At 66.7% G+C, this 16,445-nt stretch carries 17 protein-coding genes and 1 rRNA gene; all 18 read left to right on the plus strand.

Annotation, left to right across the window (positions count from 1 at the left end):
* The first annotated feature begins 681 nt into the window (after positions 1-681).
* Positions 682-912: a 50S ribosomal protein L31 gene (gene rpmE / locus IU450_RS17020; RefSeq protein WP_039796334.1), complete on the plus strand. Its 231-nt coding sequence runs from the start codon at positions 682-684 to the stop codon at positions 910-912.
* A gap of 81 nt (positions 913-993) precedes the next feature.
* Positions 994-2,064, plus strand: coding sequence for a peptide chain release factor 1 (prfA, locus tag IU450_RS17025; protein ID WP_195150738.1), 1,071 nt, complete (start codon positions 994-996; stop codon positions 2,062-2,064).
* 31 nt (positions 2,065-2,095) lie between these two features.
* Positions 2,096-2,968, plus strand: coding sequence for a peptide chain release factor N(5)-glutamine methyltransferase (gene prmC, locus IU450_RS17030; protein ID WP_195150774.1), 873 nt, complete (start codon positions 2,096-2,098; stop codon positions 2,966-2,968).
* A gap of 142 nt (positions 2,969-3,110) precedes the next feature.
* Entirely contained in the window at positions 3,111-3,779 is a 669-nt protein-coding gene (locus IU450_RS17035) for an L-threonylcarbamoyladenylate synthase (protein WP_195150739.1), read from the plus strand.
* The gene (locus IU450_RS17040) at positions 3,776-4,933 is read left to right on the plus strand and encodes a glycosyltransferase family 4 protein (RefSeq protein ID WP_195150740.1); all 1,158 of its coding nucleotides are present in this window, start codon (positions 3,776-3,778) and stop codon (positions 4,931-4,933) included. The genes IU450_RS17035 and IU450_RS17040 overlap by 4 nt, the downstream gene beginning before the upstream one ends.
* Positions 4,934-4,944: 11 nt before the next feature.
* Positions 4,945-5,400, plus strand: a complete 456-nt coding sequence (locus IU450_RS17045; RefSeq protein WP_195150741.1) for a hypothetical protein — start codon at positions 4,945-4,947, stop codon at positions 5,398-5,400.
* 269 nt (positions 5,401-5,669) lie between these two features.
* Positions 5,670-6,518, plus strand: coding sequence for a F0F1 ATP synthase subunit A (gene atpB, locus IU450_RS17050; RefSeq protein ID WP_174188880.1), 849 nt, complete (start codon positions 5,670-5,672; stop codon positions 6,516-6,518).
* A gap of 78 nt (positions 6,519-6,596) precedes the next feature.
* Positions 6,597-6,845, plus strand: coding sequence for an ATP synthase F0 subunit C (locus IU450_RS17055; protein ID WP_039796339.1), 249 nt, complete (start codon positions 6,597-6,599; stop codon positions 6,843-6,845).
* Between the two features lie 5 nt (positions 6,846-6,850).
* Positions 6,851-7,411: a F0F1 ATP synthase subunit B gene (locus IU450_RS17060; RefSeq protein WP_195150742.1), complete on the plus strand. Its 561-nt coding sequence runs from the start codon at positions 6,851-6,853 to the stop codon at positions 7,409-7,411.
* Between the two features lie 19 nt (positions 7,412-7,430).
* Entirely contained in the window at positions 7,431-8,240 is an 810-nt protein-coding gene (locus IU450_RS17065) for a F0F1 ATP synthase subunit delta (RefSeq protein ID WP_195150743.1), read from the plus strand.
* Between the two features lie 53 nt (positions 8,241-8,293).
* Complete coding sequence (gene atpA, locus IU450_RS17070; RefSeq protein WP_195150744.1) at positions 8,294-9,931, plus strand: F0F1 ATP synthase subunit alpha; 1,638 nt, start codon at positions 8,294-8,296, stop codon at positions 9,929-9,931.
* Between the two features lie 132 nt (positions 9,932-10,063).
* Positions 10,064-11,035: a F0F1 ATP synthase subunit gamma gene (locus IU450_RS17075; protein ID WP_195150745.1), complete on the plus strand. Its 972-nt coding sequence runs from the start codon at positions 10,064-10,066 to the stop codon at positions 11,033-11,035.
* A gap of 174 nt (positions 11,036-11,209) precedes the next feature.
* Positions 11,210-12,658: a F0F1 ATP synthase subunit beta gene (gene atpD / locus IU450_RS17080; protein ID WP_195150746.1), complete on the plus strand. Its 1,449-nt coding sequence runs from the start codon at positions 11,210-11,212 to the stop codon at positions 12,656-12,658.
* A gap of 6 nt (positions 12,659-12,664) precedes the next feature.
* On the plus strand, positions 12,665-13,042 hold the full coding sequence (locus IU450_RS17085; protein ID WP_043688226.1) for a F0F1 ATP synthase subunit epsilon: 378 nt from the start codon (positions 12,665-12,667) through the stop codon (positions 13,040-13,042).
* A 261-nt stretch (positions 13,043-13,303) separates the two neighbouring features.
* Complete coding sequence (locus IU450_RS17090) at positions 13,304-13,726, plus strand: DUF2550 domain-containing protein (RefSeq protein WP_195150747.1); 423 nt, start codon at positions 13,304-13,306, stop codon at positions 13,724-13,726.
* 52 nt (positions 13,727-13,778) lie between these two features.
* A complete protein-coding gene (locus IU450_RS17095; RefSeq protein WP_195150748.1) occupies positions 13,779-14,360 on the plus strand; it encodes a cob(I)yrinic acid a,c-diamide adenosyltransferase in 582 nt (193 codons plus the stop codon).
* A 213-nt stretch (positions 14,361-14,573) separates the two neighbouring features.
* Complete coding sequence (gene murA, locus IU450_RS17100; protein ID WP_043688232.1) at positions 14,574-15,833, plus strand: UDP-N-acetylglucosamine 1-carboxyvinyltransferase; 1,260 nt, start codon at positions 14,574-14,576, stop codon at positions 15,831-15,833.
* Positions 15,834-16,337: 504 nt separating this feature from the next.
* A 16S ribosomal RNA gene (locus IU450_RS17105) occupies positions 16,338-16,445 on the plus strand; the annotation flags it as partial.

Consider the following 16,445-nt stretch of genomic DNA (forward strand, 5'->3'; position numbering starts at 1 on the left):
TCCGCCTCTGCGGGTACTCGGGCCGTACCGGTCGGGTGCCGTGGAGTTGATCAGTTGTCGCCATGACAACGGCCGAAAGGGTCCCGCTGGTGCGGGACCCTTTCGGCGTTTGCGGGGCGAAGAAGGCGAAGCCGACCGTGGCCGCGCCACTGATCAGGAGACCGAGGATCAGTGCGCAGCGCCCGCCGTCCGGGCCATGGGCGGCGGCGGATTCCGAGGCCTGGATGTACACGGCGTTCTCCGGCGTCGGATAGTGCGCGTTTTCGGGGAGTGCGGACAAACCGACGGCGACCGAGAGAGTCAGTAGAACGAAAATCGCGGCCGCGATTCGGATGTTCACGAGGTCTCCTTCCTGTCTCGGCACGTCGATGTGCACCCAGGTATGCAACTCTATGAACGGATCTGTTCGCATTCGTGAGTAGCGGACTACCCGACTTCAGCGTCCCGGAGGCGGCGCCGATTCGCGTGCCCGGACTTCCAGGGGCGCGAACGATGGGGGAGTACCTAGGGCGGGAACAAACCACTCGCCGGGGGCGTTTTGGGAGCGTAACGGCAGTTCTGGCATACTGAACGGTCGTTGCGTCTGCTCAGGTGAGCAGAGCTCCCGCCTAGTCGGTTCCGGTTCACGCTTCGCGCGAATTCGCGTGGGGCGACCCGGCGACCAAACTCGAGAGGACACCCATGAAGGCAGGAATTCACCCGACGTATGTCGACACCACGGTCGTCTGTGGTTGCGGCAACACCTTCCAGACTCGCAGCACCAAGGAGTCGGGACACATCACCGTCGAGGTCTGCTCGCAGTGCCACCCGTTCTACACCGGCAAGCAGAAGATCCTCGACACCGGTGGTCGCGTGGCCCGCTTCGAGGCCCGCTACGGCAAGCGCGCCGGCAAGAAGGCCGACGCCAAGTAGCTTCCCCGCCGACGCCCGGTCCTGCTCGCAGGCCGGGCGTCGGTGTTTTGTCTGGACAGCTACCCGGGAGAAGGAAGCACTGTGACGCAACCGTCCGCCATCGACGACATTCTGGCCGAGTACGCGGGCCTGGAGACGCAGCTGGCCGATCCGTCGCTGCACAACGATGCGGGCGCCGCGCGCCGGGTCGGCAAGCGGTTCGCCGAGCTGGCCCCGGTCATGGCGACCTACCGCAAACTGGAGACGGTGCGCGGTGACCTGTCCGCCGCCCAGGAACTAGCCGCCGACGACGCCGCGTTCGCCGCGGAGGTCCCGGATCTGGAACGGCAGGTCGAGGAGCTGGAACAGACCCTCGCCGACCTGCTGGCCCCGCGCGACCCGCACGACGGTGACGACGTGGTGCTCGAGGTGAAGTCCGGCGAGGGCGGCGAGGAGTCCGCGCTGTTCGCCTCCGACCTGGCCCGCATGTACGTGCGGTACGCGGAGCGGCACGGCTGGAAGGTCGAGATTCTCGACGTCGCCCTGTCCGACCTGGGCGGCTACAAAGAGGCGACGCTGTCGATCAAGAGCCGCGACGCGACGCGTGACGGCGTGTGGTCGCGATTCAAGTTCGAGGGTGGTGTGCACCGGGTGCAGCGCGTCCCGGTGACCGAGTCCCAGGGCCGCATCCACACCTCGGCGGCGGGCGTGCTGATCTATCCGGAACCCGACGAGGTCGAAGAGGTGCAGATCGACGAGTCGGATCTGCGCATCGACGTCTACCGTTCCTCCGGCAAGGGCGGCCAGGGCGTCAACACCACCGACTCCGCGGTGCGCATCACCCATCTGCCCTCCGGCATCGTGGTCACCTGCCAGAACGAGCGTTCCCAGCTGCAGAACAAAGCGCGCGCCATGCAGGTGCTCGCGGCGCGGTTGCAGGCGCTGGCCGAAGAACAGGCCGACCAAGAGGCGGCGGCGGGCCGGGCCAGCCAGATCCGGACGGTGGACCGCTCCGAGCGGATCCGCACCTACAACTTCCCGGAGAACCGGATCACCGACCATCGCATCGGGTTCAAGGCGCACAACCTCGACTCCGTGCTCGACGGCGACCTGGACGCGCTGCTGGATGCTCTGGGGAAGGCGGATCGCGAAGCGCGGATGGCGGCGGAATGATCGTCTTTCGGGCAGAGTCGGTGCCATGTCCATGACCCGAGTCGCGCTGCGTCCCGTCATCAACGAGGCCGTCGAGACGTTGCGGACCGCCGGGGTGCACAGTCCGCGGGCCGACGCCGAGCACTTGGCGGCGCACGTCCTCGGCGTGGAACGGACCAGGCTGGCGCTGACCCCGCTGGTGCCGCCGGAAAAGCTGGACGAGTTCCGCGAGCTGGTCGACCGCCGCGCGCGGCGAATCCCGTTGCAGCACCTGACCGGAACGGCCGTGATGGGCGCCCTCGACCTCGCGGTCGGCCCCGGCGTCTTCGTACCGCGCCCGGAGACCGAGCTGTTGTACGCGTGGGCGCTGGCGCAACTGGAATCGCTGCCGCACGATCACACGCCGATCGTCGTGGATCTGTGCACCGGGTCGGGAGCGCTCGCACTGGCCGTCGCGCACGCGCGCCCCGACGCGGATGTGCGCGCGGTCGAACTCGATCCAGCGGCGCTGGCCTGGGCGCGGCGCAACGCCGACGACCGCATCGCCGCGGGCGACACCCCGATCACCCTCTACGCCGACGACGCGACCGATCCCGAGTTGCTCACCGACCTGAACGGCCGGGTGGACATCGTGATGTCCAACCCGCCCTACATCCCGGAGGGCGCGTCCCTCGACCCGGAGGTGGCCGAGCACGATCCGTCCGTCGCCCTCTTCGGCGGCCCGGACGGGCTCACGGTCATCCGCGGGATGATCCCGAACATCACCCGGTTGCTGCGCCCGGGCGGCGCCACCGCCATCGAGCACGACGACACCAACGGCTCCGGCGTAGCCGCCCTCTTGACCGCCACCGGTGTCTTCGCCGACGTCGTCGAGCACCCGGACTTGGCAGGTAAACCCCGCTTCGTCGCCGCCATCCACACCTGACTCGCGTCGCAGCCCCGGCCCATACCGAGCCTGGAGGTCCTGGGAACGGCTACGGTGTTGCCCGCCGCCGACATCACAACTGATATTCCACTAGTACGGCCTGAATTCCCGGAGAGGCGGAACAGATGCCAGGATGGTTGCCGTGAGTACCGTCTACGACTGCGCGGATCCCGACTCGCGCGCCGCCGGACTGTCCGCGGCCACCAGCGCCCTGAAATCCGGTCGACTGGTCGTGCTGCCCACCGACACTCTGTACGGCCTGGCCGCCGACGCGTTCGATGCCACGGCGGTGAGTTCGCTGCTGGCGGCCAAGCGCCGCGGCCGGGACATGCCGGTGCCGGTGCTCGTCGGTTCCTGGAACACCATCGACGGACTGGTGTTCTCGGTGCGTCCGCAGGCGCGTGAGCTGATCCGGGCGTTCTGGCCGGGCGGTCTGAGTCTCGTTGTGCAGCAGGCGCCTTCGCTCGCGTGGGATCTCGGCGACACTCGTGGGACGGTGATGCTGCGGATGCCGCTGCACCCGGTCGCGCTGGAACTGTTGCGCGAGGTCGGTCCGCTGGCGGTGTCCAGCGCCAACGTGTCCGGACAGCCCCCGGCCAAGACCGCGGCCGAGGCCCGCGACCAGCTCGGCGAGCTGGTCGGCGTCTACCTCGACGGCGGCCCGGCCGAGCACGCGGTCGCCTCCACCATCGTCGATCTGACCGCCGACCAGCCGCGCGTCCTGCGCGTGGGCGCGGTGCCCGTCGCCGACATCGCCGAGGTGCTCGGCATGTCGCCGGAAGCGCTCAGCGGCGCCGCGCAGCTCGGATGATGGGTTCGAGCGCCGTCGTCCCCCTGCGGGAGCTGCTCGTCGTACTGCTCATCTCGGCGGTGGTGACGTTCCTGGCCACCGGCGGTGTGCGGGTGCTGGCGATCGGCTTCGGGGCGGTCGCCGTGCCGCGCGACCGGGACGTGCACGTCAAGCCGATTCCGCGGATGGGCGGGGTCGGCATGTACATCGGTGTGGTCGCCGCGGTCTTGTTCGCCCACCAATTGCCCGCGCTGCGCAGCGGTTTCGATTACAAACCCAACATCCCGATCGCCGTGCTGGTGGCGAGCACGGTCATCGTGCTGGTCGGCATCGTCGACGATCGCTGGGGCCTGGACGCGCTCACCAAGTTCGCCGGCCAGGTGACGGCCGCCGGTGTCATGGCCGTCATGGGTTTGGGCTGGTACGTCGTCTACAACCCGTTCAGCAACACCACGGTCGTGCTGGACGGATTGCAGGGCGGCCTGGTCACGGTCGCGGTCACCGTGACGCTGGTCAACGCCATGAACTTCGTCGACGGGCTGGATGGCCTCGCGGCGGGCTTGGGTCTGATCGCGGCGCTGGCCGTATTCGTGTTCTGCCTGGGGCTGATGAACGAGCAGGGCGGCTCGGTCGACACCTACCCGCCCGCGCTGCTGGCCGCCGCGCTCGCGGGCGGGTGCCTCGGATTCCTGCCGCACAATTTCCAGCCCGCGCGCATATTCATGGGTGACTCCGGCTCGATGCTGATCGGATTGATGCTGGCCGCGGTCTCGACCGGCGCTTCGGGGCGAATCCCCCTGCAGGGGTACGGCCCGCGCGACATCGTCGGTCTGCTTTCCCCGTTGTTGCTGGTCGGAGCGGTGATGTTCATTCCGGTGCTCGATCTGTTGCTCGCAATCGTGCGCCGGGTCCGCGCGGGCGTGAGTTTCTCGACGCCGGACAAAATGCACTTGCATCATCGCTTGCTGCAGATCGGCCATTCCCACCGCCGCGTCGTGCTGTTGATCTATTTGTGGGTCGGCGTGCTCGCGTTCGGCGCGGTCGGCACGTCGCTGATGGATCGCACGCTGGTCGTGTTGCTGATGGCGGGCGGGCTGGTTTTCGCGTTGGTGATCACCGCGATTCCGGGGCTGCGGCGTGGGGACCCGGCGGGTGGCGGATCGGCGTCCGGGTAAAGTCGTTGGCTGTGAGCTTCACACCCCAACCCGTCCCCGGCCCCGACGCGCCGCTGCGCTCCGCGCTGCGCTACGGACTGATCGGCCTGGGCGTGCTGGTGGTCCTGGCGGTCGCGATCGGCGCCGCCGTCGCGGGCACCCCCGGAGTGTGGGGTGCGCTGCTCGGCGCCGCGATCGGTGGCGGCTTCATCCTCACCACCGCGGCCGTCGTGCTGTTCGGCGCGAAACTGCCGCCGAGCACGGCCGGACTGATCATGCTGGTCAGCTGGGCGGGCAAGGTCCTGGTGGCACTGATCGTCGTCGCGATCCTGCAGCGATTCGACTTCTACGACCGGGTCGTCCTGTTCCTCACGGTCGTCGGAGCGCTGGTGATCGTGCTCGGCGCGGAGACGTACGGCGTTGTCCGGCAGAAGGTTCCATACGTGACGACGACCGACCCGCAGAGCGCTCCGGGTACCCAGGAGTAACGAAAACCCCCACCCCCTACACGCTGTCGTAGATGGCTTGGTAAAGTGTTGGTAAGCAAGCGACCAAGTCGGGGATCAGTGAGGGGTCACCGCCGAGATCCCCTGCATGGGCCGCTATGCTTACTGCCGTGCCGGGCTCCGTGGGGTGTTCCGGTTCTGCATGTCGACGAATGTCGCCGACACACGTACAGACGCCTGGTGGAAATCAAAACCACCGCCCAGCTGCTGACGAACTTCGAGCCGACCTGAGTCGACCAAATTGATCGTCAATGTCCGATCGAACCGCGGGAATGACCGTACCCGCGGCCCGAACACGGGAGAGAACGCTGAGCGTCACCACTCTGGCGGCCGAGTTCCACGCGCCGTCGCTTACCGACTTCTTCCCTCCAGCTGTGCTGTTCGAGGGAACGCCGTTCGAACTCGATCGATTGATGCTGATCCGCATTCTGATGTCGTTCGTTCTGGTCGGCGTGATGCTGCTGGCCTTCCGCTCGCCGAAGATCGTTCCGCGCGGCCTGCAGAATGTCGCCGAAATCGGGTTGGTCTTCGTCAAGGAGCAGATCTGCGAAGAGGTGCTCGGCAAGGACACCGGGCGCAAGTACTTCCCGCTGATCGCGACGATCTTCTTCACGGTCCTCTTTCTGAACTTCTCCGGCGTCGTTCCGGGGTTGAACATCTCGTCGAATGCTCGAATCGGCATGCCGCTGGTGCTGGCCGTCGTCGCGTACCTGGCGTTCAACTACGTCGGTATCAAGAAGTACGGCTTCCTCACCTACATGCGCAGCAGCATCGTCGTTCCGAATGTTCCCCCCGCGCTGCACGTGCTGCTGATTCCGATCGAGTTCGTCTCGACCTTCATCCTGCGTCCGTTCACGCTGACCGTCCGACTCATGGCGAACATGCTGGCCGGCCACATCATGCTGGTGCTGTTCTTCAGCGCGACCTGGTTCTTCCTGTTCGACGCCGCCGCGTGGATGAAGGTGTTCTCGCCGTTCTCGCTGATCGCGGGACTCGGTTTCACGCTGTTCGAGCTGTTGGTCATCTTCCTGCAGGCTTACGTGTTTGCGCTGCTGACCGCCGTATACATCGGACTCGCGCAGCACGCGGCCGACCACTGACCTGACCGACACAACTACCGGAAACCTGCTGCACCACGCCGACCGGCGGGTGAGCAACAGAAAGGGAATGGAAGACTCATGAGCCTCGCTTACCTGGCCCAGGAAGCCGCCACGAACGAGAGCACCTTCAAGGGCCTGGGCGCCGTCGGCTACGGTCTCGCCGCGATCGGCCCCGGCATCGGCGTCGGTATCGTCGTCGGCAAGGCGATCGAAGGCATCGCGCGTCAGCCTGAGCTGCAGGGCACCATCCGCACCAACATGTTCCTCGGTATCGCGTTCACCGAGGCGCTGGCCCTCATCGGTCTCGTCGCCGGCTTCATTTTCTGATTCCGATGTACGAGTCAGTTTTGCTCGCCGCGGCGGAGGGAGAGGATGTGAATCCTCTCGTCCCCGAAACGTATGACATCGTCTGGTCGATCGTCTGCGTCCTCATCATCGGAATCCTGTTCTACAAGTACGTGGTTCCGCGCCTGATGAAGACGCTCGACGAGCGTTCCGAGAAGATCGAAGGCGGCATCGCTCGCGCCGAAGCCGCGCAGGAAGAAGCTCAGCTCACCCTGCAGCAGTACCAGCAGCAGCTGGCCGAAGCCCGGCTCGAGGCCGCTCGCATCCGCGAGGACGCGCGCACCCAGGGCCAGGAGATCCTGGCGCAGATGCGCTCGGACGCCCAGGCCGAAGCCGACCGCATCATCGCGGCGGGCCACACCCAGCTGGAAGCACAGCGCCAGCAGATCCTGACCGAGCTGCGCTCGGAAGTCGGCCGCACGGCCGTCGACCTGGCCGAGAAGATCATCGGGCAGTCGGTGTCCGACGAGGCCAAGCAGGCCACGTCGATCGACCGGTTCCTCGACGAACTCGATCAGGCCGACGCAGGCATCGGGGTCGGAAGGTAGCGACGCGAAAGTGAGAAGCATGTACGCAGCGAGCCGCGAGGCCAGTGCCCGGTCTCGGGAGGCGCTTCGGGCCGCTCTGACCGGAAGCGACAGTGCCGCGGCCACGACGGGCTCGGAACTGTTCGCCGTTGTCGCCGTGCTGGACGACCAGCGTTCGCTGCGTGTGGCGCTCGCGGACGTGTCGGTGCCGGGTTCCGCGCGTGCGGAACTCTGCGAGCGGGTCTTCGGCGGCAAGGTCAGCGCTGCCACGCTGGCAGTGCTGACCACCGCGGTGGCCCAGAACTGGTCGCGCACCTCCGACCTGGTCGGCACCTTGGTGCTGCTCGGCCAGGAGGCGTTGCTGGAGTCGGCGGCCCAGCGTGGCCGGCTCGAAGCGGTCGAGGACGAGCTGTTCCGGCTCGGCCGGATCATCAGCGACAACCCGGAGCTGGAGCAGGCGCTGTCGGATCGGTCGCAGCCGGATTCGGCCAAGCGCGAGCTGATCAACCAGCTGCTGACCGGTAAGACGGAGGCCATCACCCTGACCCTGGCGGAGCAGGTGGTGACCAGGCAGCGGTCGGGCATCGGCGCCGCCTTCGACGAACTGGCCGACCTCGCGGCGGCTCGCCGCGATCAGATCGTCGCGCATGTGCGCGCCGCGATCGGGCTCACCGAGCAGCAGCGCGACCGGCTGGCCGCCTCGCTGCGGCGCATCTACGGCCAGGCGACCACGGTGCACATCCAGGTCGACCCGAGTTTGCTGAGCGGAGTCGTGGTGCGCGTCGGTGACGACGTGATCGACGGCAGCGCCCTCGGCCGACTGGAGAAGCTGCGCCGGGCACTGGCCTAGCGCGCTTCCACCACCCCGACATTCCAGACCCAGACAGCGAGAGCAGGAAGAACATGGCGGAGCTGACGATCTCCTCCGATGAGATCCGTAGCGCGATCGAGAGCTACACCAAGAGCTACACCCCCGAGACCTCCATCGAAGAAGTCGGTGTGGTCACCGACACCAGTGACGGCATCGCGCACGTCAGCGGCCTGCCTTCGGCGATGGCCAACGAGCTGCTCGAGTTCCCGGGCGGCGTGCTCGGCGTCGCGCTCAACCTCGAGGACCGTGAGATCGGTGCGGTCATCCTCGGCGAGTTCGCCGAGATCGAGGAGGGCCAGGAGGTCCGCCGGACCGGTGACGTGCTCTCGGTTCCGGTCGGCGACAAGTTCCTCGGCCGCGTGGTGAACCCGCTCGGCCAGCCGATCGACGGCCTCGGCGAGATCGAGTCCGAGGAACAGCGCGTGCTCGAGCTGCAGGCCGCGTCCGTGCTGGAACGTCAGCCGGTCGAGGAGCCGCTGGCCACCGGCATCACCGCGATCGACGCGCTGACCGCCATCGGCCGCGGCCAGCGTCAGCTGATCATCGGCGACCGCAAGACCGGCAAGACCGCGGTCTGCATCGACGCGATCCTGAACCAGAAGGCCAACTGGGAGACCGGCGACCCGAAGAAGCAGGTGCGCTGCATCTACGTCGCCATCGGCCAGAAGGGCTCCACCATCGCGGGCGTGAAGGCCGCGCTGGAGCAGCACGGCGCGCTGGAGTACACCACCATCGTCGCCGCCCCGGCCTCCGACTCCGCCGGCTTCAAGTGGCTGGCCCCCTACACCGGTTCGGCCATCGGCCAGCACTGGATGTACCAGGGCAAGCACGTGCTCATCGTGTTCGACGACCTGACCAAGCAGGCCGAGGCCTACCGCGCCATCTCGCTGCTGCTGCGTCGCCCGCCGGGCCGCGAGGCCTACCCCGGTGACGTCTTCTACCTGCACTCCCGCCTGCTGGAGCGTTGCGCGAAGCTGTCCGACGAGCTGGGCGCGGGCTCGATGACCGGTCTGCCGATCATCGAGACCAAGGCCAACGACATCTCGGCGTTCATCCCGACCAACGTCATCTCCATTACCGACGGCCAGGTCTTCCTCGAGTCCGACCTGTTCAACAAGGGCGTTCGCCCGGCGATCAACGTCGGTACCTCGGTCTCCCGCGTCGGTGGCGCCGCCCAGACCAAGGGTATGAAGAAGGTGGCGGGCTCGCTGCGTCTGGAGCTGGCGCAGTACCGCGAGCTGGAGGCGTTCTCCGCCTTCGCCTCCGACCTGGACGCGGCCTCGCTGGCCCAGCTCGAGCGCGGCGCCCGCTGGGTCGAGCTGCTCAAGCAGGACCAGTACTCGCCGGTGCCGGTGGAGGACCAGATCATCTCGATCTACCTGGTCGACCGCGGCCACTTCGACTCCGTCCCGGTCGGCGACATCCGCCGCTTCAACGCCGAACTGCTGGAGGACCTGCACCGCAGCGCCGCCGACGCGTTCAAGGCGATCGAGGGCGGCAAGGTGCTCGACGGCGAGGCGGCCGAGCAGATCGAGGCGGCCACCAAGAAGTTCTTGGGGACCTTCCTCACCTCCGACGGCACTCCGGTGGTGAACGAGGCCGAGGCGGGCCAGCTCGACCACGAAGAGGTCGAGTCGCTGTCGGTCACCCGCAAGCACGTCGAGAAGTAACGCGAGCCCGCAAATGCGCTATTCGATCCGCGGCAGGAGCCAGGGGCACGAAGGAGGAAGCTTGCGCAACCTCGTCGTGTCCCGCGAATGCCGCCAATCCAACGCAGGGAATGAAGGGAGTGTGAACCGCTGATGGCAAGCTTGCGTGAATTGCGCTCCCGCATTCGTGGTGTGAATTCGATCAAGAAGATCACCAAGGCCCAAGAGCTGATCGCGACCTCGCGCATCTCCAAGGCCCAGGCCAGGGTCGCGGCCGCGAAGCCGTACGCCGAGGAGATCACCAAGGTCCTCAGCGAGCTGGCCAGCGCGTCGAAGAACCTTTCGCATCCGCTGCTGACCGAGCGCCCCAACCCGCGCCGGGCGGCCGTGCTGGTGATCACAAGTGACAGCGGCATGTGCGGTGGCTACAACTCGAACGTGCTCAAGCGCGCCGAAGAGCTGATGACCACCCTGCGCGACGAAGGCAAGGAGCCGGTGCTCTACGTCATGGGCAACAAGGGCCTGACGTACTACGCCTTCCGCGACCGTCCCTACGTGTCGGCGTGGACCGGGTTCTCGCAGCAGCCGAAGTACACCGATGCTTCGGCCGCCTGCCACCACCTGGTGGACGCCTTCATGGCGGGCTCCGACGGCGCGGTTCCCGCTCCGAACGGAACGGGCGACATCGCCGGTGTCGACGAGCTGCACGTGGTGTACACCCGCTTCGTCTCGATGTTGACGCAGACCCCTGAGGTGCGCCGTTTGGCGCCGATCCAGGTGAGCTACGTCGACGAGAACTTCGACCTGGGTGAGGACATCGTGTCGGATTCGCCGACCGCGGATGTCCACGCGCAGTACGAATTCGAGCCCGACGCCGATGTGCTGCTGGCGGCGCTGCTGCCGAAGTACGTCAATACGCGTATCTACGCGTCGTTGCTCGAGGCAGCGGCATCCGAGTCCGCGGCTCGGCGCACCGCAATGAAGGCCGCCACCGACAACGCCAACGAACTCGCGAGTGTGCTCCAGCGCGAGGCGAACTCGGTGCGTCAGGCCCAGATCACGCAGGAAATCAGCGAAATCGTCGGCGGCGTGAACGCGCTGGCGTCGAGCTCGGACCGCGACTGAGCGCCATACGCGGCCTGAGCGACGGGCACGTAGGAGGAAGCGTGCGTAACCACGGAGGGCCCCGCGAGGGCCGCCGACCAGACCCCGCCTGAGGCACGGGGCCGGAAGCGGAAGCGTGCGCAACCACGAAGGCCCCCCGAAGGCCGCACATCGACACGGAGAGAACCAACACCAATGACCGCAGCTGTCACTCAAGACAACACGAGCCGGACCGGCGCCGCCGCGGGCCGCGTCGTCCGGGTCATCGGGCCCGTCGTGGACGTCGAGTTCCCGCGCGGAGCCATCCCCGCGCTGTTCAACGCTCTGCACGCCGAGATCGCCCTGACCTCGGTGGCCAAGACTCTGACCCTCGAGGTCGCTCAGCACCTCGGCGACAACATCGTGCGCACCATCTCGATGCAGCCGACCGACGGCCTGGTCCGCGGCGCCACCGTGACCGACACCGGCAAGCCGATCTCGGTGCCGGTCGGTGACGTGGTCAAGGGCCACGTCTTCAACGCGCTGGGCGACTGCCTGGACACCCCCGGCCTCGGCCGTGAGGGCGAGCAGTGGGGCATCCACCGCAAGCCGCCGTCGTTCGACCAGCTCGAGGGCAAGACCGAGCTGCTCGAAACGGGCATCAAGGTCATCGACCTGCTCACCCCGTACGTGAAGGGTGGCAAGATCGGTCTGTTCGGTGGCGCCGGCGTCGGCAAGACCGTTCTGATCCAGGAGATGATCACCCGTATCGCCCGGGAGTTCTCCGGTACCTCCGTGTTCGCCGGCGTCGGCGAGCGCACCCGTGAGGGCACCGACCTGCACCTGGAGATGGAAGAGATGGGCGTCCTCCAGGACACCGCCCTCGTCTTCGGCCAGATGGACGAGCCGCCGGGCACCCGTATGCGCGTCGCCCTCTCGGCCCTGACCATGGCCGAGTACTTCCGCGACGTGCAGCACCAGGACGTGCTGCTGTTCATCGACAACATCTTCCGGTTCACCCAGGCCGGTTCCGAGGTGTCGACCCTGCTCGGCCGCATGCCCTCCGCCGTCGGTTACCAGCCCACGCTGGCCGACGAGATGGGTGAGCTGCAGGAGCGCATCACCTCGACCCGTGGCCGGTCCATCACCTCGCTGCAGGCCATCTACGTGCCCGCCGACGACTACACCGACCCGGCCCCGGCGACCACCTTCGCCCACCTGGACGCGACGACCGAGCTCTCCCGCCCGATCTCGCAGAAGGGCATCTACCCGGCCGTCGACCCGCTGACCTCGACCTCCCGCATCCTGGAGGCCTCGATCGTCGGCGACCGGCACTTCCGGGTGGCCAACGAGGTGAAGCGGATCCTGCAGAAGTACAAGGAACTGCAGGACATCATCGCCATCCTCGGTATGGACGAGCTGTCGGAAGAGGACAAGGTCCTCGTCGGTCGCGCCCGTCGTCTGGAGAAGTTCCTCGGCCAGAACTTCATCGTGGCCGAGAAGTTCACCGGTCAGCCGGGTTCGGTCGTGCCGCTGGAGCAGACCATCGACGACTTCGATCGTGTCTGCAAGGGCGAATTCGACAGCTACCCGGAGCAGGCCTTCAACAGCTGCGGTGGTCTCGACGACGTCGAGGCGGCCGCCAAGAAGATCCTCGGAAAGTAGTCACCGATGGCGGAAATGTCAGTCGATCTCGTCGCTGTCGAGCGACTGCTCTGGTCCGGCCAGGCGTCGTTCGTCAGCGCGCAGACCACCGAGGGCCAGATCGGCATCATGGCCGGGCACGAGCCGTTGCTCGGCCAGCTGGTCGAGGGCGGCACCGTGACGATCGTGGACACCGACGGTCAGCGCATCGTCGCCGCGGTGCACGGCGGCTTCTTCTCGGTCACCGCGAACTCGGTCCGGGTGCTCGCCGAGTCGGCGGAATTCGCCGACGAGGTGGACGTGGAGGCGGCCCGCCGGGTGCTGGCCGACTCCGACGCCAGCGAGGAGCAGCAGAAGGCGGCTCAGGCCCGGGTGCGCGCGGTCGAACAGGTCGCGAACGCCTGATCGACAACCTGTCATCGAGAACAAATGCTGTCGGCGGTGAAGAGTCCCTTCACCGCCGACGGCGTCTTTCAGGCGAGTCGGACACGGCCGGGCCATTTGTAAACTCGGGGCCGTGATTGAATGGCCGCACGCGGTGTGAACATCAAGGCTCGACGGGCGCACAGCCTGCGTGCTCACGAAGAGCCTGTGGACACCGCCAATCGGATGCCGTGTCGACGACATGGCGGCGTAGCGAAGGGACGTACGGCATTGCAAACCGGGATGGTTCTGCTGATCATTCTGGTGCTCACGCTCGTGTTCCTCGCGCTCGCCTCGACCTATCGCCTGATCATGTTGCGCCGCGGCGGAACTGCCGCGATCCTGCGCGTCCTCCCCGCTCGTGGCGGTCAGGGGTGGCGACACGGATTGATGCGCTACGACGAGGATCGGCTCGTCTTTTTCAAGCTCACCAGCCTGAAACTCGGCCCGGACTCCACCATTCGGCGGCAAGGCATCGAGATCGGTGATCGGCGCGGTCCCCGCGGCGACGAGTACGACATCATGACCGACGATATCGCCGTGATCGCGGTGTCCGATCGCACGGGCGACTTCGAACTCGCCCTGGATCGCGACTCCCTGACCGCTTTCCTGTCCTGGGTGGAATCACGCCCCTCCGACCGCACCCGCCGGATGCCGGGCCTGTAGTAAGCGCGTTCCCGCCCGGACTTCCTCCGGCTGCTCCCGCTAGGGTTGTGCTGTGAGCGTGCATCTGACGCGGATCTATACCCGAACCGGCGACGACGGGACCACGGGATTGAGCGATTTCTCCCGGGTCGCGAAGACCGACCCCCGATTGGTCGCCTACGCCGACTGCGATGAGACGAACGCCGCCATCGGTGTGGCGATCGCGCTCGGCGGGCCGGAGGAGACGATGCACGCGGTGCTGCGGCAGATACAGAACGATCTGTTCGATGCCGGAGCCGACCTCTCCACACCCGTGGTGGCGGAGCCGAAGTATCCGCCGTTGCGGGTCACCCAGCCCTACATCGACCGGCTCGAAGCATGGTGCGACGACTTCAACGCCGAACTGCCCGCGCTCGATTCGTTCATCCTGCCCGGCGGTACGCCGCTGGCGGCCCTGCTGCACACCGCTCGCACGGTCGCCCGTCGTGCGGAGCGCTCGGCCTGGGCCGCGATCGAGGCGCATCCGGAGGACACCGGCGTCCTGCCCGCCAAGTACCTCAATCGCCTGTCGGATCTGCTGTTCATACTCAGCCGGGTGGCGAATCCCGGCGGCGATATCCTGTGGAAGCCCGGCGGACGACAGCCGAGCGCCTGATCGCGTAGCACCGGAGGCGAGTACCCGAGCGATCACGGGGTATGGCCGGCAAGGCGAAGGGATCACCTCGCCGGCCCGCAAAACTCACCCCGAGGCACTCGCTCGAACGGCGAAAATGTCCGGAGGCGAGGGGAGTCGTGGAGACGCGGCACCGTAGTGCGCCGCCCCAACTATCCTTGCACCAACAGTGCGCCGAATACGCGGAGAGGCGGCATGGAACGGTTTTTGGTTACCGGCGGAAACAGACTCGTCGGTGAGGTCACAGTGGGGGGCGCCAAGAACAGCGTCCTCAAACTGATGGCCGCTGCGTTGCTGGCCGAGGGCACCACCACCATCACGAACTGCCCGGACATCCTCGATGTGCCGCTCATGGGTGATGTCCTGCGCGGACTCGGCTGCGACGTGACCATCGACGGCGGCGTGGTCGCCATCACCACGCCTGCCGAGCCGAAGTACCACGCGGACTTCCCCGCGGTGACTCAGTTCCGCGCGTCGGTGTGCGTACTCGGCCCGTTGATGGCGCGGTGCAAGCGCGCAGTCGTCGCGTTGCCCGGTGGTGACGCGATCGGCTCCCGCCCGCTCGACATGCACCAGGCCGGTCTGCGCCTGCTCGGCGCGACCAGCGAGATCGAGCACGGCTGTGTGGTGGCCAGGGCCGACGAACTGCAGGGCGCCCGGATCCGCCTGGACTTCCCCTCGGTCGGCGCCACCGAGAACATCCTCATGGCGGCGGTGCTCGCCGAAGGGGAGACGGTGATCGACAACGCCGCCCGCGAACCCGACATCGTCGACCTGTGCAACATGCTCGTCCGGATGGGTGCGCGGATCAGTGGGGCGGGCACCTCGGTGCTCACCATTCAGGGCGTCGAACGGCTCTCGCCCACCACCCACCGCGTCATCGGTGATCGCATCGTCGCCGCCACGTGGGGCATCGCCGCAGCGATGACCCTCGGGGACATCCGCGTCACCGGCGTGAACCCCAAGCATCTGTCACTGGTGCTGGACAAGCTGCGCTCCGCGGGGGCCCGCATCTCGTTCGAAACGGACGGCTTCCGGGTGATCCAGGCCGAGCGCCCGCGTGCGGTGAACTTCTCGACGCTGCCGTTCCCCGGTTTCCCGACCGACCTGCAGCCGATGGCCATCGGGCTCGCGTCCATCGCCGACGGCACCTCGATGATCACCGAGAACATCTTCGAGGCACGCTTCCGGTTCGTGGAAGAGATGATCCGGCTCGGCGCCGACGCACGCACCGACGGGCACCACGCGGTGGTGCGAGGGATCCCGCGGTTGTCGAGCGCTCCGGTGTGGTCGTCGGATATCCGGGCCGGCGCCGGTTTGGTACTCGCCGGTCTGGTCGCCGACGGCACCACCGAAGTGCACGACGTCTTCCACATCGATCGCGGATATCCGAATTTCGTCGAGCAGCTGCAGGCGTTGGGCGGCGATGTGGTGCGTGTCGGGGCTGCGGATTGAGTGCCGATTCCGTCCGGGTCGGCCGCACGTTACGAACGTTTCCGCGAAAATGCGTGCTGACCAGGGGATTTGACATCGTGCACGTAGACACGTAACTTATTCCAAGTCAGAGCGACACGGACACCGACCCGGGGCCCAAGAGCTGAGCGGAAACGCTGAGCGAGAGGCCAGGGAAACGAGGTAGGACGAGGAGCGCCTGACGCTCACACTGGCTCGAACGAGACCCTGGTTTGCAACTGGGTTCCCGACTGGGCTAAGCTTGAAAAGTTGCTTCACCGATCAATCGGCTCAAACCGAATGATGGTGTGTGCGTGTGTTCTTTGAGAACTCAATAGTGTGTCGATGAATGTCAGTGCCAAATGTTTATTTGGTTCCGGCTCTTCCGCTCCCCGTGTGGGAGGGTCGGATTTTTTTGTCAGCTTTTTGCTGGCGATTGTTTTGCTGGGTTTTCGGACTCTGGTTTTTGATCTGATTGCACCCTTTTGGGGGTGTGGTTGTGAGTCTTCAACGGAGAGTTTGATCCTGGCTCAGGACGAACGCTGGCGGCGTGCTTAACACATGCAAGTCGAGCGGTAAGGCCCTTCGGGGTACACGAGCGGCGAACGGGTGAGT

It is taken from the genome of Nocardia abscessus (genome assembly GCF_015477775.1).
GTDB classification, from domain to species: domain Bacteria; phylum Actinomycetota; class Actinomycetes; order Mycobacteriales; family Mycobacteriaceae; genus Nocardia; species Nocardia abscessus_A.

Coding starts and splice junctions, on each gene's coding strand:
- rpmE (WP_039796334.1), top strand. CDS start 682: ATGAAGGCAGGAATTCACCCGACGTATGTCGACACCACGGTCGTCTGT.
- prmC (WP_195150774.1), top strand. CDS start 2,096: ATGACCCGAGTCGCGCTGCGTCCCGTCATCAACGAGGCCGTCGAGACG.
- IU450_RS17040 (WP_195150740.1), top strand. CDS start 3,776: ATGATGGGTTCGAGCGCCGTCGTCCCCCTGCGGGAGCTGCTCGTCGTA.
- atpB (WP_174188880.1), top strand. CDS start 5,670: ATGTCCGATCGAACCGCGGGAATGACCGTACCCGCGGCCCGAACACGG.
- IU450_RS17055 (WP_039796339.1), top strand. CDS start 6,597: ATGAGCCTCGCTTACCTGGCCCAGGAAGCCGCCACGAACGAGAGCACC.
- IU450_RS17060 (WP_195150742.1), top strand. CDS start 6,851: ATGTACGAGTCAGTTTTGCTCGCCGCGGCGGAGGGAGAGGATGTGAAT.
- IU450_RS17065 (WP_195150743.1), top strand. CDS start 7,431: ATGTACGCAGCGAGCCGCGAGGCCAGTGCCCGGTCTCGGGAGGCGCTT.
- atpA (WP_195150744.1), top strand. CDS start 8,294: ATGGCGGAGCTGACGATCTCCTCCGATGAGATCCGTAGCGCGATCGAG.
- IU450_RS17075 (WP_195150745.1), top strand. CDS start 10,064: ATGGCAAGCTTGCGTGAATTGCGCTCCCGCATTCGTGGTGTGAATTCG.
- atpD (WP_195150746.1), top strand. CDS start 11,210: ATGACCGCAGCTGTCACTCAAGACAACACGAGCCGGACCGGCGCCGCC.
- IU450_RS17085 (WP_043688226.1), top strand. CDS start 12,665: ATGGCGGAAATGTCAGTCGATCTCGTCGCTGTCGAGCGACTGCTCTGG.
- IU450_RS17090 (WP_195150747.1), top strand. CDS start 13,304: ATGGTTCTGCTGATCATTCTGGTGCTCACGCTCGTGTTCCTCGCGCTC.
- murA (WP_043688232.1), top strand. CDS start 14,574: ATGGAACGGTTTTTGGTTACCGGCGGAAACAGACTCGTCGGTGAGGTC.